We start from the raw sequence: 16568 nt of genomic DNA, 5'->3' as shown, positions 1-16568 counted from the left end.
GAGGGAAGGCTTGCGAAAAATAAAAAAACAAAAATTTTACCTATTAGCTCTCTTACTGCCATTTATTTTATTTGTGGTTGGGTTTGAAATCGGCCCATTAGTGGCCATGCTGAAGGATAGTTTTCATGCAGATGATGGAATTCAAGTAACGATTCAGCAGTATGTAACGATTTTTAAAAGTAAATTTTACTTGCAAGCGATCCAAAATAGTCTTGTCATTTCGTTGGTTTCTGCTGTGATTTCTGTAATCATTGCTGTTATTGCCGCTTATTCTTTTACAAAGTTTTCACAAAAGGTCCAAAATCGCTTATTGATGATTGCCAATATGACTTCCAATTTTGAAGGAATACCGCTTTCTTTTTCATTTATTATTTTACTTGGAAACAATGGATTGTTTACGCTGCTTTTTTCCAAGCTGGGTTTGGATGTGTTTGCAGGCTTTAATTTGTATTCTTGGACAGGTCTCATTCTTGTGTATATATATTTTCAAATTCCGTTGGCTGTAATGCTGATTTATCCATCTTATCAAGGAATTAAAAAGCAATGGAAAGAAGCATCTTCTTTATTGGGTGGAACCAAATTATCTTTTTGGCTCCACATCGGGATTCCGGTTTTGCTTCCAAGCATAGCCGGTACATTCAGTATTTTGTTTGCCAATGCAATGGGTGCGTATGCGACTGCCTATGCACTAGTCGGAAGCAACTATAATTTATTATCATTGCAAATTGCCTCTTTAGTCTCGAGTGACGTGACCTTAAAGCCGCAGCTAGGCAGTGCGATGGGCGTTCTTCTAGCTTCGACTATGATCGGGGCGATGTGGTTCAATAATCGAATGATGCGCCGCATTAGGAGGGATTTACGATGAAAACTTCACTGAGCTTTCATAAAGTAATCGTTGGTCTGCTTGTGATTTATTTAGTAATCCCGCTGGCAGCAACGCTTTTATTCTCGATAGCTGGCAAATGGGATCATACCATTCTCCCTGAGAGTTTTACGATGAAATGGTATATCGAATTATTTCAAGATGAACGGTTTTATGGTGCACTCCAGCATACATTGTTTTTAATTGTTGTAACGGTTGGTCTTGGTGTGGTGATTATGCTTCCAACGATTTTTATCATTACCGTTTATTTCAGCAAATGGGAAGGATGGCTCCAAGCAGTCGCCATGCTGCCATATGGAATACCACCGATTGTTGGGGCTGTAGGCTTGATCAAGGTGTATTCAAATGGACCGCTTCAAATTACCGGAACACCGTGGATTTTAGTTGGTGCCTATTTCATCACAATATTACCTTTTATGTATCAAGGGATTCGCAACAGCCTTCGGACGGTGAATGCGGTCCAGCTTGTTGATGCAGCTGAATTACTGGGCGCTACAAAATTTCAGGCGTTTCGCACCGTGGTGTTTCCTAATATTATTTCTGGTATTTTGGTGTCTACCTTATTATCTGTCGCGCTGCTATTTAGTGAGTTTGCGTTTGCCAATTTGCTTGTCGGGGGCCGTTTTGAAACGATTCAAATTTATCTTGCCGACAAACTTAACAGCAGTGGTCACTTAACAAGTGCTATTGTGATTACGTATTATTCGATTATTTTACTGTTAACGGGAACTGTACTAAAACTAACGTTTAAAAAAGATAAAGTTCCTAGCCCTTCTTCTAAAAAACGATCAGTTTTCTTTATAAATAAACCATTCCGTCAAAAAAATACAGCTTTAGAAGGTGAAAATTCATGAGTTATGTAACGATTGATCAAGTGACGAAAGGTTATCATCATCAAGTCGTGTTAGAAAATATTTCGTTGACTTTAAAAAAGGGAGAATTTGCGACCCTTCTTGGGCAAAGCGGGTGCGGAAAAAGTACCTTATTACGATCGATTGCCGGACTTGAAGACGTGGATTCAGGAAGCATCTTCATTGATGGGAAGGATATCACTCATATATCACCGCGTCAGCGTGAAGTCGGTATGGTGTTTCAGTCCTATGCACTGTTCCCGAATATGAATGTTTTTGATAATATCGCCTACGGTCTTAAAATGAAGAAGGCAAAAAATATTAAAACAAGAGTAACCAAGATGATCGAACTCGTCGATTTAGTCGGAAAAGAACAATCTTATCCACATCAATTATCTGGCGGTCAGCAACAAAGGGTGGCTCTTGCCCGCGCCCTTGTCATGGAGCCAAAAGTACTGCTTTTGGATGAGCCGCTAAGTGCATTAGATGCGAAAATTAGAAAAAACTTGCAAAAAGAATTAAGAAGAATCCAGAAAGAATTAGAGATCACCACGATTTTTGTGACTCATGATCAGGAAGAAGCCATGACGATGTCGGATCGGATTTTTGTCATGAATAAAGGAAAAATTGTTCAATCCGGTTCTCCAGTGGAAATTTATACTTCTCCAGTCAATACCTTTGTGGCGAAATTTATCGGAAATTACAATGTTTTGAGTATGGAAGTTTTCCACAAACTTGTTGACAGTACAGAGTTAAACGGAAAGGAAATCGCCATTCGTCCAGAAATTTTGCAAATCGTTTCAGCTAATGAAGATCGCTTAGGTTTACATGATAACTGGGGAATTAAAGGGCTTGTTAAAGATGTTTCGATGACAGGGAATGTACTAAGATATGAAGTAGAAACAGAAGGGGCCGCTTTCCTAGTGGACAATCTTCATCACAAAGGGAAAATGTTTGAACCAGGGGCGCAGGTTCAGATTTTTGTACCGAAAAAAGAATGCATTATTTTATAGTCTATCAATGATTCCGGAGGAAGAAATATGTCCGTTTTGCCAGAAGAACGAAAGAATGAAATTTTAAAAGAATTAAATAGAGAGGGAAAAGTAAAGGTCATCGATTTGGTGGAGCAGTTTCAGGTTTCAGAGGAAACCATCCGTCGTGACTTGATGCTATTAGAGGAAAAAGGGCTTTTAAAGAGGGTTTACGGTGGAGCGATTAAATCGGTTTTTCCATTTGAGGAGCCTCCATTCGCACATCGTACAACAGTAAACCAGGAAGCGAAAGTAAAGATTGGAAAAAAAGCAGTAGAACTCATTTCTAACGGGGATGTCATTGCCATTGATGTAGGGACCACCATGCTTGAATTTGCACAATGTATTCAAGATAAGAAGGATATTACCATCATCACCAATTCACTTCCTGTTTCAGCTGTATTGACCGAATCACTCAATCAGAATAAGTTTACAGGCCAAATTTTATTACTTGGCGGACTTTTGGATCCGAAGCAGCAGTCCATCAGCGGCAGTCTTACAGAACAAACATTACAACAATTTAATATTAATAAAGCGTTTATTTCTGCTGGTGGTGTTTCGCTTCAAAACGGGGTTAGTAATTATCATTTGCAGGAAACTTTGGTTTCTCGCAAGATGGTCGAGGTATCAAAGCAAGTGATCTTGCTAACAGATTCTTCTAAAATCGATGTTGATACTTTTTGTAAAGTTTGTCCTCTCGAAAAAGTCGATGTGATTGTTTGTGAGCAATCATTGCCGGAGGGATGGAAGAATCATTCGCAATTAGGGAAACTCGATTGGATTCAGGCTTAGTCGATTAAGTAGTAAAAATATGGTGTTGAAAAAAAGGGGTCTCCCTTTTTTTATTGCATTTATAAAAATGTGAAAAGGAGTTTTCAAATATATGAGCTTCATTGCGATAGATATGGATGGGACTTTATTAAACGGCGAGAATGAAATTAGTGAAGAAAATAAAAAGGCAATCCAATATGCCCAGGATCGAGGTTTTGAAGTCATCATTTCAACAGGGCGGGCTTATTTCGATGTTCAGACCATTTGTAAAAAAGCCGGGATTTCTCTCTATATCATCGGAACAAATGGTGCAACAACTCATTCGAAAGACGGAAAGGTTCTTTCCTCTATTCCGATTTCGAAAGAGCGTGTCGTATCCATTCTAAAGTGGCTGGATGAACGGGATTTTTATTATGAAGTGTTTACTGACAAAGCCATTTATACGCTGGAGAAGAGGAGAGAACATTTTTATCATGAGATTCAGCGTTTGAAAAGCACGGATTTAGATAAAGAGACAGCAGCAGAAGCGGAAAGACAATTTGATCAGTTTGGCTATGTTCTTGTTGAAAACTATCCTGACATCCTAAAACAGAAGGAAGAAGTATTTAATATTGTAGCCTGTTCGTTTGATCAAAAGAAACTAGCCGAAGCCTGGAACCGATTCGACATGATTGGTGAGTTGGGGGTAGTTTCATCGGCTGACCATAACATTGAAATTACGAATAAAAGTGCTTCAAAAGGAAATGCCCTTGAAAAAATGGCGTTTTTGATGAATGGGTTCTTAGAAAAATCTATGGCCATCGGAGACAGCAACAATGATTTATCCATGTTTCGGAAAGTTGGATACAGTGTAGCGATGGGAAATGCAAAAGATGACATTAAAGCGGTTTGTACCACAACAACCCTTAAAAATGATGACGATGGGGTGGCTCACGCGATTTATCAATTTATAGAAAGATACGCTCTTCAAAAATAAGTGTCATATGTTGAAGGAGAGAACAATATGGCATGGATTTATATTTTAATAGCAGGATTTTTGGAAATTGGCTGGGTGATTGGCCTTAAATATTCACATGGATTTTCTATCCTGATCCCTAGCATCATAACAGTAGCGATCATACTCCTAAGTTTCTTTTTGCTTTCAAAAGCGTTACATGCCATTCCCTTAGGAACGGGTTACGCCATTTTTACTGGATTTGGAACGGTCGGTACAATCGCAGCCGGGATGCTTTTTTGGGGAGAGACTATTAATCTATCGAAAGTATTTTTTGTGACGTTAATGATTGCAGGGATTATTGGATTAAAAATAAGCCCATCAGAACCTAAAACATCCAAGAATATGACTGATAAGTTAAATGTTAGGGGATGATTCAATGGCTTGGTTTTTTCTTGTTATCGCCGGCTTTGCCGAGATTGGCAGTGTGATCAGCATGAAACGTGCAGATGGGTTTAAAAGATGGCTTCCTACCATTGCTTGTTTAATTTGTGGGAGTTTAAGCTTTTATTTTCTTTCATTAGCTGTCACTTCCCTTCCAGTGGGGACCGCCTATGCAATCTGGACGGGAATGGGCTCTGTTGGAAGTGTTTTAGCCGGCATGTTCTTCTTTCATGAACCTAAAAGTTTGAGATCTACTTTATGGATTATGTGTATTATTGCAGGGGCATTAGGTGTTAAAATAACATCTGGACAGTAACCTTAGGGAGGAGAAGAGTGATGAATACGATTCAAGATTGGATAAACGAATATCCTTTAATAAACGAGTTAGTCGCTACAAAGGAAGTATTTTGGTCAAATCCTAAAAAGGAAGCTTTTCAGACGGGATTAGAAAAACTTCCATTGAATGAGAATGATGTAAAAGATGCAGAGGAACGGTTAAATCGTTTTGCTCCGTACATTGCGAAAGTTTTTCCGGAAACAAGAAAAATGGGAGGAATCATTGAATCTCCTCTTGTACCTATCCAGGCAATGCGTGAAAAGCTATCAAACATGTATGAGACTCCATTAGAAGGGAGATTTTTGCTGAAATGTGACAGCCACCTTCCGATTTCAGGTTCGATTAAAGCACGAGGCGGCATTTACGAAGTGTTGAAACATGCAGAAACATTAGCGCTTCAACATGGTTTATTGTCGGTAGAGGATGATTATTCAATTCTTGATAGTGAGAAACTCAGAAACTTCTTTTCTGATTACTCCATTGCAGTAGGGTCCACAGGAAACTTAGGATTAAGTATTGGCATCATGAGTGCCAAATTAGGTTTTAACGTAACGGTTCACATGTCTGCAGATGCAAAGAAATGGAAAAAGGATCTGCTCAGAAGCAAAGGAGTCACGGTCATTGAATATAAGGAAGATTACAGCAAAGCGGTCGAAGAGGGACGAAAACAGGCTCTAAGTCAACCAAATTGTTACTTCATTGATGACGAGAACTCTCGTGATCTGTTTTTAGGCTATGCAGTCGCAGCCAGCCGGCTAAAAAAACAATTAGAAGAATTAGATATAACAATAGATGAAAACCATCCACTTTTTGTTTATCTTCCATGCGGAGTTGGCGGCGGGCCGGGAGGAGTGGCTTTTGGATTGAAACTACTGTATCAAGATCAAGTCCATTGCTTCTTTGCCGAACCAACCCACTCACCATGTATGTTACTAGGTTTAGTCACAGGGCTGCATGATCAAATCTCGGTTCAAGATATTGGAATCGACAACGTTACAGCTGCAGATGGGCTCGCGGTTGGACGGCCATCCAGATTCGTTGGTCAAACGATTGAGCCACTATTAAGTGGAAGCTATACGGTAAGCGACCAAGAATTATTTAAACTATTAAAAGCAATGGCTGATACAGAAAACATACAACTGGAGCCTTCTGCATTGGCCGGTGCCATTGGACCGGTGAAATTATTGACGGAGAAAGACGGAAAATCCTACATTCACCAACATCACTTAACAGAGCACATGAAAAACGCCGTCCACCTCATCTGGGCCACCGGGGGTAGTATGGTTCCTAAAGAAATAATGGAGGAATATTTGAGTGCCTGTCACGATGACGATGTGTAAGGCGAAACAGAATGGTCGGATTTTTACTCCGACCCTTTTTGATTAAATAAAATTTAGAAATTTATCTAAATATCTAAAAGGATTCATTGACTAATTTTAAAAATTGCCATATTATACATTTAGATAATTTTCTAAATACCTAAAAGTAGGATGGAAAGGAAAAGAGGGTTGACATGAATGAAGCTTTTAAGGCGTTGTCCGATCCAAGCAGAAGGAAGATTCTCCATTTATTAAAAAAGAAGGACCTATCAGCAGGAGAAATTGCTGACCAATTTAACATGACAAAGCCAAGCATTTCACACCATTTGAATTTATTAAAACAAGCGAACTTGGTGGACTCAGAAAAAAAGGGGCAGCAAATTATTTATAGCCTAAATACGAGTGTGTTTGAAGATGTAATTACCTGGTTTATGGATTTTTTAAAGAAGGATGAAGGGGAAGAGATAAAATGAAAAGAAACTGGTTTGGCCTGTTTTTACTTATAACCATCATCATCGGAACCTGTATTTCCTATCCGTATTTACCTGACCAAATTGCGGTGCATTGGGACTATAAAGGTGTTCCAAATAGCTATGCAGATAAATCTTTCGGAGCCTTTCTTCTGCCTGGGATTATGTTAGTCTTATATGTTTTTAGAATACTATTACCTAACATCGACCCAAAGAAACAAAATTATCAACGATTTGAAGGAACATATAATTGGATTATGAATGGAATTCTATTGTTCCTGTTTTTAATTCAAATTGTGCAAATTACGAGTGCTATGGGGATTATAAATCCCGCAATGGTGATTCCTGAATTAATTGGATTATTATTTATCTTTATTGGCAACTTAAGTCCAAAATTCAAATCTAATTATTTTATTGGAATTCGCACACCATGGACCTTAGCAAGCGAAGAAGTATGGAAGAAAACCCATAGATTTGGCGGAAAGGTATTTGTTATTTTAGGATTATTGATGTTATTAGTCCCAGTTATTCCAGCAACTATCCAAGCTTACTATGTGATCAGTGTTATCGTCGTTAGCTTAGCTCTTATTACTCTCTCTTCTTATTATTTTTTTAAAAAAATTAAAAACTAAGTGAAAAATAGAAAAAACACATTATGTTTAATGTGTTTTTTCTATTTCTAATGATGTGAAACCTTTTCTATGATAAGAGTCCGTTTGGGAATATAAGGATTTCTCAAAAATGAGGTTGCATTTCTATTTTTTTTGTTTTATAGTTAACCACATGGTTAACTATTATAAAAGCAACCTTGATCAAGTATTTTCAGTTTTATCAGATCCAACAAGAAGGGCCATCATAGAGGAGCTATCCAAGGGAGAGAAAACCGTTAAAAAGTTGGCGGAGCCTTTTGATATGTCTTTACCTGCTTTTTCAAAGCATATGAAGGTTCTGGAAAATGCGGGATTAGTCTCGTATAGGAAGGCGGGAAGGTATAAATACTATTATCTTCACCAAGAAGAGTTTTATGATGCAGCCCGATGGCTTAATGATTTAAAGTCATTCTGGGAAAGTCAGTTATCAAGCTTAGAAAGATATTTATTAAACAATGAAGAAGAGGGAGGAAACAAAAAATGATCACAATGAACAGCACACATGATTTTACACTAAAGTTAAATAAAACTTATCCGGTTAAACCAGAAAGAGTTTTCAATGCCTGGACTAAATCGGAAGAACTGGAAAAATGGTGGGGTCCCGAGGGATTTACGACGACGATAGATGAGATGAATGTCGAAGTGAACGGAAAATATAAGTTCAATATGCATGCTCCAAACGGGGCTACTCATGTGCTTACTGGGCAATATCTTGAAATCGTGCCAAATGAAAAATTAATTTTTACATGGAAATGGGAAAATGGAAAAGGTGATTTTCCTGCAACAAAAGTGACAATTGATTTTCTAGAGAAGGACAATTCTACTGAAGTTGTCGTTACACATACTGAACTTCCAAGTGAAGAAGAAGCGAAGAATCATAATCATGGTTGGACAAGCTCATTAGAAAGCGGTTTGAAATCATATTTAGTGTAAATAAAATTTTTATAATAAAAAGGGGAATATTTTCATGAACGAAAAAATGTTATTTGATCAATTTGAATTTGCTCGAAACGTTACATTAAAGGTGGCACAAGGAATTACGGAAGAAAACGCGGACGTTCTTCCTGCTGGTGCTCCAAACTCTCTTCGCTGGCAGTTAGGTCATATTTATGTTTCGGTTGAGGGTATGGTGTTTCACTTTGCAAACGAAACACCAAATCTGCCTGATGGATTCATGGAATTATTCAATACCGGGACAAGGCCTTCAGAATGGAAAACGAATCCACCTGCAATCGAAGAAATCCTACCGTTATTATCGGAACAAGTAAAGCGTGTGAAAGAAACGTTCACTGGACGTCTCGATGAAAAAATTGCCCAGCCATTACCGATAGGTCCATTAAAGCTAGAAACCATTGGAGAACTTCTTTCTTTTGCTTCATTCCATGAAAGTGAACACATTGGTATTATCAAAAGCTTAAAAAATAGCCTGAAAGCCGAATAATAATTATAGAAATTTTATAAGTAGGAAAAGCAGGAATTACCTTAAGGTTCCTGCTTTTCTATATGAAAGGATGAGCCCCATGGCAGGAGATTATCAAACGAAGCTATCCCTTCCTGTGTCCGTGGAAAAATTGTATGATGCCGTTTCATCAGAGGAAGGCGTCCGTCACTGGTGGACCGAATTTGCAAATGTAGGTAATGAAATTGGGAGTATGGCAGAATTTCGTTTCCCAAGGGCAGGCTTTTATGTAAAGGCAGAGATCACAGCCCTAAAGCCAAATCAACTGGTTGAATGGAAAGTCGTTGATTCCATGCACCCAGAGGCCAGTGGATTCAGTAATTTAAGGGATTGGGAAGGGACAACCATCCTCTTTGAAATGGACAAGGTTTCAGACGAGGAATCGGTTTTAAACTTCACTCATATTGGGCTGTCAGAGGAATTGGAATGTTATCAGGCATGTGAAAGAGGATGGAACTCTTATTTAGCGAGTTTGAAGAATCTTCTTGTAATGGGAGAAGGAAATCCATATAAGGTTGATTCAGAGGATAACATAAAATAATACTTCTAGAAAAAGGACCAGGCTTCTACTACGATTATGTTGTAGAAGTCCGGCCTTTTTTTTCGATTTTTAACTCACTTAAAAAAGTGGCGCCAAGAACAAGGATGCCGCCGAGCAGTTGAATCATGGTCATGCTTTCATGCAAGAAAATGGCAGCGATGAGGACGGCAGAAATCGGATCGATATAGCTAAGGACTGCAATCGTTTGTCCCTTTAATTCTTGAAGCGATGTGAAATATAAAAAATAAGCTAGTCCAGTATGGATAATACCAATTATTAATATGAAAATGACCGAAGTAGAATTGATGCCTGAAAAATCCAAATGACTTTGCCATACTACATAGGGAAGTAACACCAACGCGCCTGCCATTAATTGAACTAATGTGATTTCAAAGCCTGATAAGTTTTTAATAAATTTGTTCATTAATATCACACTGGCATAAAAGGCTGCTGCTAACAGGCCATATAAAATACCAACTGCGTTATTCTCCGAACCGCTTGAATTTCCGGAACCAGGATTAACGATTAAAAATAGTCCGAGCATAGCCATAATAATGCAAATAACCTTCGTGCTCGTCAGTTTTTCTTTCAAAACCCAAGGAGCTAAAATCATCACAAAAATCGGAGCAAAATAATAGCTAATCGTGGCATTGGATATAGTTGTATACCGATAAGACTGAAAAAGGAAGATCCAATTAAGGCCAATGGCAGCACCTGATACCAGGAGCAAAACCGCATTTTGTTTTAACGCTTGAAAGGATGGTTTATGTTTGACGATGAAACTTACAATTAGCAAGAATAAACTGCCGATGATCCCCCTTAAAAAAGCAATTTCACTGGAAGACAGATCTATCTTTTTAACAAATACTCCGATGCTACCGAAAATGAGCATCGTCATGATGAGTCTCAGTTTTCCGTTCAAGTTAATCCCCCCTAATTCTTAATCGAAACATAAAATGAATGAATTCTCAACAAAAAAATACCATTAAACCAAAAAAAGGTAACCACAATTTTGGGTCACCTTCTACATGCTTAATGCAAGGATGCTAATATTTCCTGCATTTTTTGTGTCACTAACGGATAGAAATTATTTTTTGCACTGGCAGTGGAATTACCGCCGAAAAATCCAGTACCTGGGCATGTTTTAATGGCATGGCCTGCACTGTTATCTAATACTCTTTCTCCCGAATTCACATCCCACCAATGATGATAGGTGATACTGTCTACTGAAGGAGTTAACCCGTACTTGATCATAAGCAGGGCAGTGATGGTAACAATTGTTTCCCTTTGTTCCGCTGTCATTTTTTCCGCATCAAAGTTCCCAACATTTTCGATGGCTAACGCATCTGCCTCAATGGCATGCATGGCCTCTTTATTGAGTAAACCAAATGAACCTTCAGGAGCGATGTTAAATGGACGGCCTACGACAACTCTGCCGTCTGGGAAGGTCGTTAATTGCTGACTAATCATGCTCCATTTCATCCCATTTACATGATAATCCTCCATACCCTTCATCAAGGCAAAATGGTTGGAGCCATTGAATGACTGGTATGATGGCTGATAAGTGTGGTGCTGTTGAACTTTTCCAACCCTTCTCGTAAACTTTTGGTTGAAAATCCAATCTTTAAATTCCTCCCTGGTCATAAGAACAAATTTTCCATCCATGGACAGTTTTTTTGGAGGAATTTTTAACTTTTGCCCTACATAAATAACATCGGATGAAAGGCCGTTTGCAGTTACGATTAAAGAAACTGTAGAATTATAGGCTTGTGACAGCTTCCAAAGATTATCCCCTGGAGCAACCTCGTACATGATGGGAACCCTTAATTTCTGGCCAATTAAAAGTACATCTGATTGTAATCCGTTTATTAGTTTTAAGTCTTCAACAGAAGTTCCATAGGTATTGGCGACCTTCCATAAATAATCCCCAGATTTCACCTCATAAGTATTTCGCGGGTTATTTAATGCATGAACTGAAGATAAATGCATTTGCATTATTAAAATCAAACTAAACAGAATCACAAATTGTTTTTTCATTATTGAATTCCTTTCTTGATGATTTCACAAAACAATTCTTTTTATGTTTTGTAAATCAAGACATTTGAATTCATTTAGGGGCCCGACTGGGTCAAATTTTTACGTTCAGACAAAAAAAGCGAACAGTGACTGGCACTGTCCGCCTTTTAAATATACCGATCGCGACCTGCTATCATCCCAAATAGCATAACGATGACAGAGACTAAAAGTAGGGTGATGAGTGGAATGGTCCACATATGGGTCTTGTCATATAAGAAGCCAATGAACATAGGGCCAACTGCCGCAAGAATATAACCGGTTGATTGTGCCATACCTGATAATTCAGCTGCCTGTGCGGCATTCCTCGCACGGAGTCCAATGAAGCTTAAGGCTAATGGAAAAGTTCCGCCTAAGCCTATCCCAATTAAAATAATACTGATAATGGCAATAGGATAGGAAGAGCTAAGCAGTAATCCGCCATACCCAGCAAAGGAGCAAATGTTTAACAGTATGGCAATCCATGATTGTGAGCGGAACCGCCCTGCAATAACAGGGATGAAGAAACTAGCAGGTAAACCGACTAATTGGGAAAACGAAAGCATCCATCCTGCCGTGCTGCTACTCATTCCACGGCTTTGCAGGATTTCAGGCAGCCAAGAAATCGTGACATAAAATAAAAAGGACTGAAATCCCATAAAAATCGCGATTTGCCAGGCAAGCGGCGAGCGCCAGACTTGATTAGAATTGGAGCTGACTTTTTTGATGGTATTTTGACTTCCTTGATTGGATTTCACAAGAAGTGCCCACACTATGATCGCAATTATAGCGGGGATTCCCCATACAATTAAGGCTCCCTGCCAGCCAAGATTCAAGCCGTCCGCTAAAGGAACACTTAACCCTGAAGCTAATGATGCCACAAATCCCATAGAGGTTGAATATACACTTGTCATTAAACCGAACTTCTCAGGGAATTTATCCTTAACGACGGCTGGCAAAAGAACATTTCCAATCGCAATACCCATTCCTGCCAAAAGGGTCCCGGTGAAAAGAAAAAACGTGACGGGAATAGATCGGATACCTATTCCGATTAACAGTGAGCACAAGCCGATGAGCATTGTCATTTCATTTGAAAACCGACTGGCTAATTTTGGAACAATCGGTGACATGGCGGCAAAAACAAGTAATGGCAGACTCATAAGTAAGCCAGCACTCCAGTGGGCCAGTCCCACATCAGCCTGAATTTTTCCTACCAACGGTCCTACCGAGGTAATGGCAGGTCGTAAATTAAAAGCTACAAGGACAATCCCAGCTACAAGTAAAAATATATAGGTCGAATTCGATTCAGATTTGGTATGAGCAATGGACTTTCGTAATTCCACAAATAGAACTCCCTTTCTTACAAACAAACTTTCTTAAGTATAACATAAGAAATACAGAAAGAGGTAAAGGGCGAACAGATCCGAACTGTTCGCCCTTACAAATTAATATTCTTTTTAAACACCAATAACATTCAAGGATTGACGGAGACCTTCAAGAGCAAACATCCTAATAAATCTAAAGGCGAATAAGGCAATAATTGGTGAAAAATCAATGGGGCCTAAAGGGGGAATAAACCTCCTGAATAAGCCTAAATAAGGATCAACTACCCTAGAAATCCAACTTCCAATTTTTGATGAATGAAATTGAGGAAACCAAGAGCCAAAAATCGAAATCAAGATTAACCAATAATAAGCCTCAAAAACATATTGTACAAATAGAAAAATGTTAGAGCCCAATGTATATCTTCCATTCTCTTTTAATTTTTTAAAAACGGACAAACCCTTGTCCAGATGATACTTATACGACTAAGATCCAAAAAGGTTTCAAAATTATTATGTAGAAAAGAGCAAATATTATCAACTCTTAATTATAAAAAAAAATCCACTTGAATTGTATGCGTTACCAATGCTGTCAGGATAATGCTGGTTGGTCCTTTAGGGGATTAAAGCGATAAAATTAGTGTGTCAGATTAACTTACACATTCGTGTTAATAGACTTTCTAACGTGTTATAAAATATTCAAACAATTTATTTTCTAACATGGAGGGGGTAGAAACGCATGACGAAACAAAAGCTTGTACTTGTCGGAAATGGAATGGCCGGGGTCAGAGTAATAGAAGAAGTGCTGAAAATGAACCGGGAAAAGTTTGAAATAACAATTTTGGGTCAGGAGCCGTATCCGAACTATAATCGAATACAGCTCTCCACGGTCCTGCAAGGAGGTACCTCTGTTCGCGATATAACCTTGAATGAATGGAAGTGGTATGAGGACAACCAGATCCGTTTATATCCGGGTGAATCGGTTACAGCGATAGATACGGAAAACCAAATGGTTTATACAGATAAAGGGAGAATAGAGCCCTATGACAAACTGATTTTGGCCACAGGCTCAAATCCCTTCATGCTGCCGCTGCCGGGAGCAGATAAAGAAGGGGTTACCGCCTTTCGGAACATTAAAGACTGTGAAACAATGATTGAATATTCAAAAAAACATAAGAAAGCGGCAGTTATTGGCGGGGGCTTGCTGGGCCTTGAAGCTGCACGCGGGTTATTGAACCTTGGGATGGAAGTGGAGGTCATCCATATTCATCATTACTTAATGGAACGTCAATTGGATCAGACGGCAGGAAAACTATTGCAAACAGAACTAGAAAAACAAGGGATGAAATTTCTTTTACAAAAAAACACAGCAGAAATTTTAGGGAAAAAACAGGTAACAGGCCTTCGCTTTAAGGACGGCACCAAAATTCAGACGGACTTAGTGGTAATGGCGGTTGGGATTAAACCCAATGTTTCTTTAGCAATAGAAGCTGGGATTCCCGTTGACCGTGGAATTATTGTCAATGACTACCTGGAAACGGGTGTCCCAAATATATACGCGGTTGGGGAATGTGCGGAACATCGCGGCATTGCCTATGGTTTAGTTGCCCCGTTATATCAGCAAGGGCAAGTGTTAGCCAAAAGACTATGCAGCATCGAGGATGAAGGTTACAAGGGGTCTGTCCTTTCTACACAGCTGAAAGTATCGGGCGTCGATGTTTTCTCCGCTGGGAAAATAAATGAGGACGAACATATGAAAGCCTTCAAAGTGTACGATGATTACCGCGGTGTTTATAAAAAAGTCCTAATTGAAGACGGAAAAATATCTGGGGCTGTTTTGTTCGGTGACACAAAGGACGGGAATCGTCTATTAAGCCTCATTAAAAGGGGATCAGCCATTGAGGAATATTTAGAGACAGACTTAAGTACTGGACATGAGCAAAGTGTCGTCACTGAAATGGCTGATGGAGAAATCATTTGCGGCTGTAATGGAGTCACAAAAGGAGCCATTGTGGAAGCCATCCGAACGAAAGGATTGACAACGGTAGACCAAGTAAAGGGCTGTACCAATGCTTCACGTTCCTGCGGAGGATGTAAATCACTTGTAGCGGATCTCTTACAATGTACCCTTGGTGATCAATATCAGGCAGACCAGAAGGAAGCCATTTGCGGATGTACCGACCTGTCTAGAGATGAGATTTTGCAGGAAATCCGTGAAAAGGGTTTGACTCATATTCGTGAGGTTATGAATGTGCTTGATTGGAGAACGGATGGCTGCTCGAAATGTAAGCCAGCATTAAATTATTACTTAGGAATGATTTACCCACTAAGTTACAAGGATGAGAAAGAAGCTCGCTATGTGAATGAAAGGATGCATGCCAATATTCAAAAGGATGGCACTTATTCGGTCGTTCCGCGAATGTATGGAGGAGTGACGACCGCAGATGATCTAAGAAAAATTGCCGATGTTGCGGATAAATACAAGGTAGGAATGATTAAAGTTACAGGGGGCCAGCGCATTGACTTACTTGGTGTAAGAAAAGAGGACTTACCGAAGATGTGGGCTGACCTGGATATGCCCTCCGGTTCTGCATATGCCAAAGGACTTCGAACGGTTAAAACCTGCGTTGGTGAAAACTTCTGCCGCTTTGGTACACAAGATTCCATTGGAATGGGGATTCGTCTGGAAAAGAAATTTGAGGGACTAAATACTCCGCACAAGGTCAAGATGGCCGTTTCCGCTTGTCCGCGTAACTGTGCAGAAAGTGGAATTAAAGATGTTGGTGTTGTCGGTGTCGATGGGGCTTGGGAAATGTATGTAGGCGGAAACGGTGGGACGCATCTTCGTTCAGCGGATCTTTTATTTAAATTTAAATCGGGGGAAGAGCTTGAAGAAATGATTAGTGCGTTCCTCCAATATTACCGAGAAACGGCCAATTATTTAGAAAGAACCTCAGGCTGGGTCGAGCGTGTAGGGCTTGATCATATTCGGGAAGTACTCTCCGATTCAAATACAGTGAAAGAATTAATGATACGAATGGACGAAGCATTGTCCGTTGTTCAAGAACCTTGGAAGAATGCCATTCAGGACAAAACACTGTTAAAAGACCTCTATGAATCTTTGAAACTCCCGGTGGAAACGAAATAACGGATTATTGGAGGGAAAGAAAAATGGAAAAAACACTACGTCCCATATTGATCGGAAAAGCGGAAGATTTACCGCAAAAGCTTGGAAAAACCGTTACGATTGGCCGAAAAGAAATCGCTGTTTTTAAATTGGAAAATGGAAAAATTTATGCTATTGAAAATCGTTGTCCTCACAAGGGCGGAGTACTGGCGGAAGGAATCGTTAGCGGGGAATTTGTTTACTGTCCCTTGCATGATTGGAAAATCAGCGTAATGGATGGAAGAGTGCAAGCACCAGATGTGGGCTGTGTTCAATCCTATCCAGTCGAAGTCAGAGATGGCCAAGTATTTATTTTTATAGGCGAATAAAAAGGGGGA

At 39.4% G+C, this 16568-nt stretch carries 20 protein-coding genes; 16 read left to right on the top strand and 4 right to left on the bottom strand.

Features of this window, described 5'->3' with window-relative positions:
• Positions 1 to 10: 10 nt before the first annotated feature.
• From ACIFOT_RS03980 to ACIFOT_RS03915, 14 genes are all read left to right on the top strand, one after another.
• Positions 11 to 865 carry an ABC transporter permease gene (locus tag ACIFOT_RS03980; protein WP_430061890.1) on the top strand — a complete coding sequence of 285 codons (855 nt, stop codon included), beginning with the start codon at positions 11 to 13 and terminating at the stop codon, positions 863 to 865.
• Positions 862 to 1737: an ABC transporter permease gene (locus ACIFOT_RS03975; protein WP_430061888.1), complete on the top strand. Its 876-nt coding sequence runs from the start codon at positions 862 to 864 to the stop codon at positions 1735 to 1737. Before ACIFOT_RS03980 ends, ACIFOT_RS03975 begins: the two co-directional genes overlap by 4 nt.
• Positions 1734 to 2747, top strand: coding sequence for an ABC transporter ATP-binding protein (locus ACIFOT_RS03970; RefSeq protein ID WP_430061885.1), 1014 nt, complete (start codon positions 1734 to 1736; stop codon positions 2745 to 2747). Before ACIFOT_RS03975 ends, ACIFOT_RS03970 begins: the two co-directional genes overlap by 4 nt.
• A 27-nt stretch (positions 2748 to 2774) precedes the next feature.
• The gene (locus ACIFOT_RS03965) at positions 2775 to 3557 is read left to right on the top strand and encodes a DeoR/GlpR family DNA-binding transcription regulator (protein WP_430061882.1); all 783 of its coding nucleotides are present in this window, start codon (positions 2775 to 2777) and stop codon (positions 3555 to 3557) included.
• A 91-nt stretch (positions 3558 to 3648) separates the two neighbouring features.
• Positions 3649 to 4512, top strand: coding sequence for a Cof-type HAD-IIB family hydrolase (locus ACIFOT_RS03960; protein WP_430061880.1), 864 nt, complete (start codon positions 3649 to 3651; stop codon positions 4510 to 4512).
• Positions 4513 to 4539: 27 nt separating this feature from the next.
• Positions 4540 to 4905, top strand: coding sequence for a DMT family transporter (locus ACIFOT_RS03955; RefSeq protein WP_430061877.1), 366 nt, complete (start codon positions 4540 to 4542; stop codon positions 4903 to 4905).
• A 4-nt stretch (positions 4906 to 4909) separates the two neighbouring features.
• Positions 4910 to 5230 (top strand): DMT family transporter, encoded by a 321-nt coding sequence (locus ACIFOT_RS03950; RefSeq protein ID WP_430061874.1) that lies wholly within the window; start codon positions 4910 to 4912, stop codon positions 5228 to 5230.
• 20 nt (positions 5231 to 5250) lie between these two features.
• The gene (gene dsdA, locus ACIFOT_RS03945) at positions 5251 to 6591 is read left to right on the top strand and encodes a D-serine ammonia-lyase (protein WP_430061871.1); all 1341 of its coding nucleotides are present in this window, start codon (positions 5251 to 5253) and stop codon (positions 6589 to 6591) included.
• 173 nt (positions 6592 to 6764) lie between these two features.
• Positions 6765 to 7043, top strand: a complete 279-nt coding sequence (locus ACIFOT_RS03940; protein WP_430061868.1) for an autorepressor SdpR family transcription factor — start codon at positions 6765 to 6767, stop codon at positions 7041 to 7043.
• Positions 7040 to 7672 carry an SdpI family protein gene (locus ACIFOT_RS03935; RefSeq protein ID WP_430061865.1) on the top strand — a complete coding sequence of 211 codons (633 nt, stop codon included), beginning with the start codon at positions 7040 to 7042 and terminating at the stop codon, positions 7670 to 7672. The genes ACIFOT_RS03940 and ACIFOT_RS03935 overlap by 4 nt, the downstream gene beginning before the upstream one ends.
• Before the next feature lie 109 nt (positions 7673 to 7781).
• Positions 7782 to 8174: an ArsR/SmtB family transcription factor gene (locus ACIFOT_RS03930; RefSeq protein WP_430061862.1), complete on the top strand. Its 393-nt coding sequence runs from the start codon at positions 7782 to 7784 to the stop codon at positions 8172 to 8174.
• Positions 8171 to 8623: an SRPBCC family protein gene (locus ACIFOT_RS03925; RefSeq protein WP_430061859.1), complete on the top strand. Its 453-nt coding sequence runs from the start codon at positions 8171 to 8173 to the stop codon at positions 8621 to 8623. The genes ACIFOT_RS03930 and ACIFOT_RS03925 overlap by 4 nt, the downstream gene beginning before the upstream one ends.
• 34 nt (positions 8624 to 8657) lie before the next feature.
• Positions 8658 to 9131, top strand: coding sequence for a DinB family protein (locus ACIFOT_RS03920; RefSeq protein WP_430061856.1), 474 nt, complete (start codon positions 8658 to 8660; stop codon positions 9129 to 9131).
• 79 nt (positions 9132 to 9210) lie between these two features.
• Positions 9211 to 9690, top strand: coding sequence for an SRPBCC family protein (locus ACIFOT_RS03915; protein ID WP_430061855.1), 480 nt, complete (start codon positions 9211 to 9213; stop codon positions 9688 to 9690).
• A gap of 34 nt (positions 9691 to 9724) precedes the next feature.
• Here the strand turns inward: ACIFOT_RS03915 and ACIFOT_RS03910 are convergent, their stop codons facing one another.
• The 4 genes from ACIFOT_RS03910 to ACIFOT_RS03895 form a co-directional block, all read right to left on the bottom strand.
• The gene (locus tag ACIFOT_RS03910; protein ID WP_430061852.1) at positions 9725 to 10612 is read right to left on the bottom strand and encodes a DMT family transporter; all 888 of its coding nucleotides are present in this window, start codon (positions 10610 to 10612) and stop codon (positions 9725 to 9727) included.
• A 110-nt stretch (positions 10613 to 10722) separates the two neighbouring features.
• Positions 10723 to 11727 carry a LysM peptidoglycan-binding domain-containing protein gene (locus ACIFOT_RS03905; protein ID WP_430061850.1) on the bottom strand — a complete coding sequence of 335 codons (1005 nt, stop codon included), beginning with the start codon at positions 11725 to 11727 and terminating at the stop codon, positions 10723 to 10725.
• 146 nt (positions 11728 to 11873) lie between these two features.
• Positions 11874 to 13085 carry a CynX/NimT family MFS transporter gene (locus ACIFOT_RS03900; protein ID WP_430061847.1) on the bottom strand — a complete coding sequence of 404 codons (1212 nt, stop codon included), beginning with the start codon at positions 13083 to 13085 and terminating at the stop codon, positions 11874 to 11876.
• A 114-nt stretch (positions 13086 to 13199) separates the two neighbouring features.
• Positions 13200 to 13481 carry a YggT family protein gene (locus tag ACIFOT_RS03895; protein WP_430061844.1) on the bottom strand — a complete coding sequence of 94 codons (282 nt, stop codon included), beginning with the start codon at positions 13479 to 13481 and terminating at the stop codon, positions 13200 to 13202.
• 322 nt (positions 13482 to 13803) lie between these two features.
• On the opposite strand from ACIFOT_RS03895, the gene nirB reads away from it, so the two are divergent.
• Entirely contained in the window at positions 13804 to 16212 is a 2409-nt protein-coding gene (nirB, locus tag ACIFOT_RS03890) for a nitrite reductase large subunit NirB (RefSeq protein ID WP_430061841.1), read from the top strand.
• Positions 16213 to 16235: 23 nt separating this feature from the next.
• The gene (gene nirD, locus ACIFOT_RS03885) at positions 16236 to 16559 is read left to right on the top strand and encodes a nitrite reductase small subunit NirD (RefSeq protein WP_430061838.1); all 324 of its coding nucleotides are present in this window, start codon (positions 16236 to 16238) and stop codon (positions 16557 to 16559) included.
• Positions 16560 to 16568: the final 9 nt, after the last annotated feature.

It is taken from the genome of Neobacillus sp. NRS-1170 (assembly GCF_050468025.1).
This window is presented reverse-complemented; position numbering and strand designations above follow the sequence as displayed.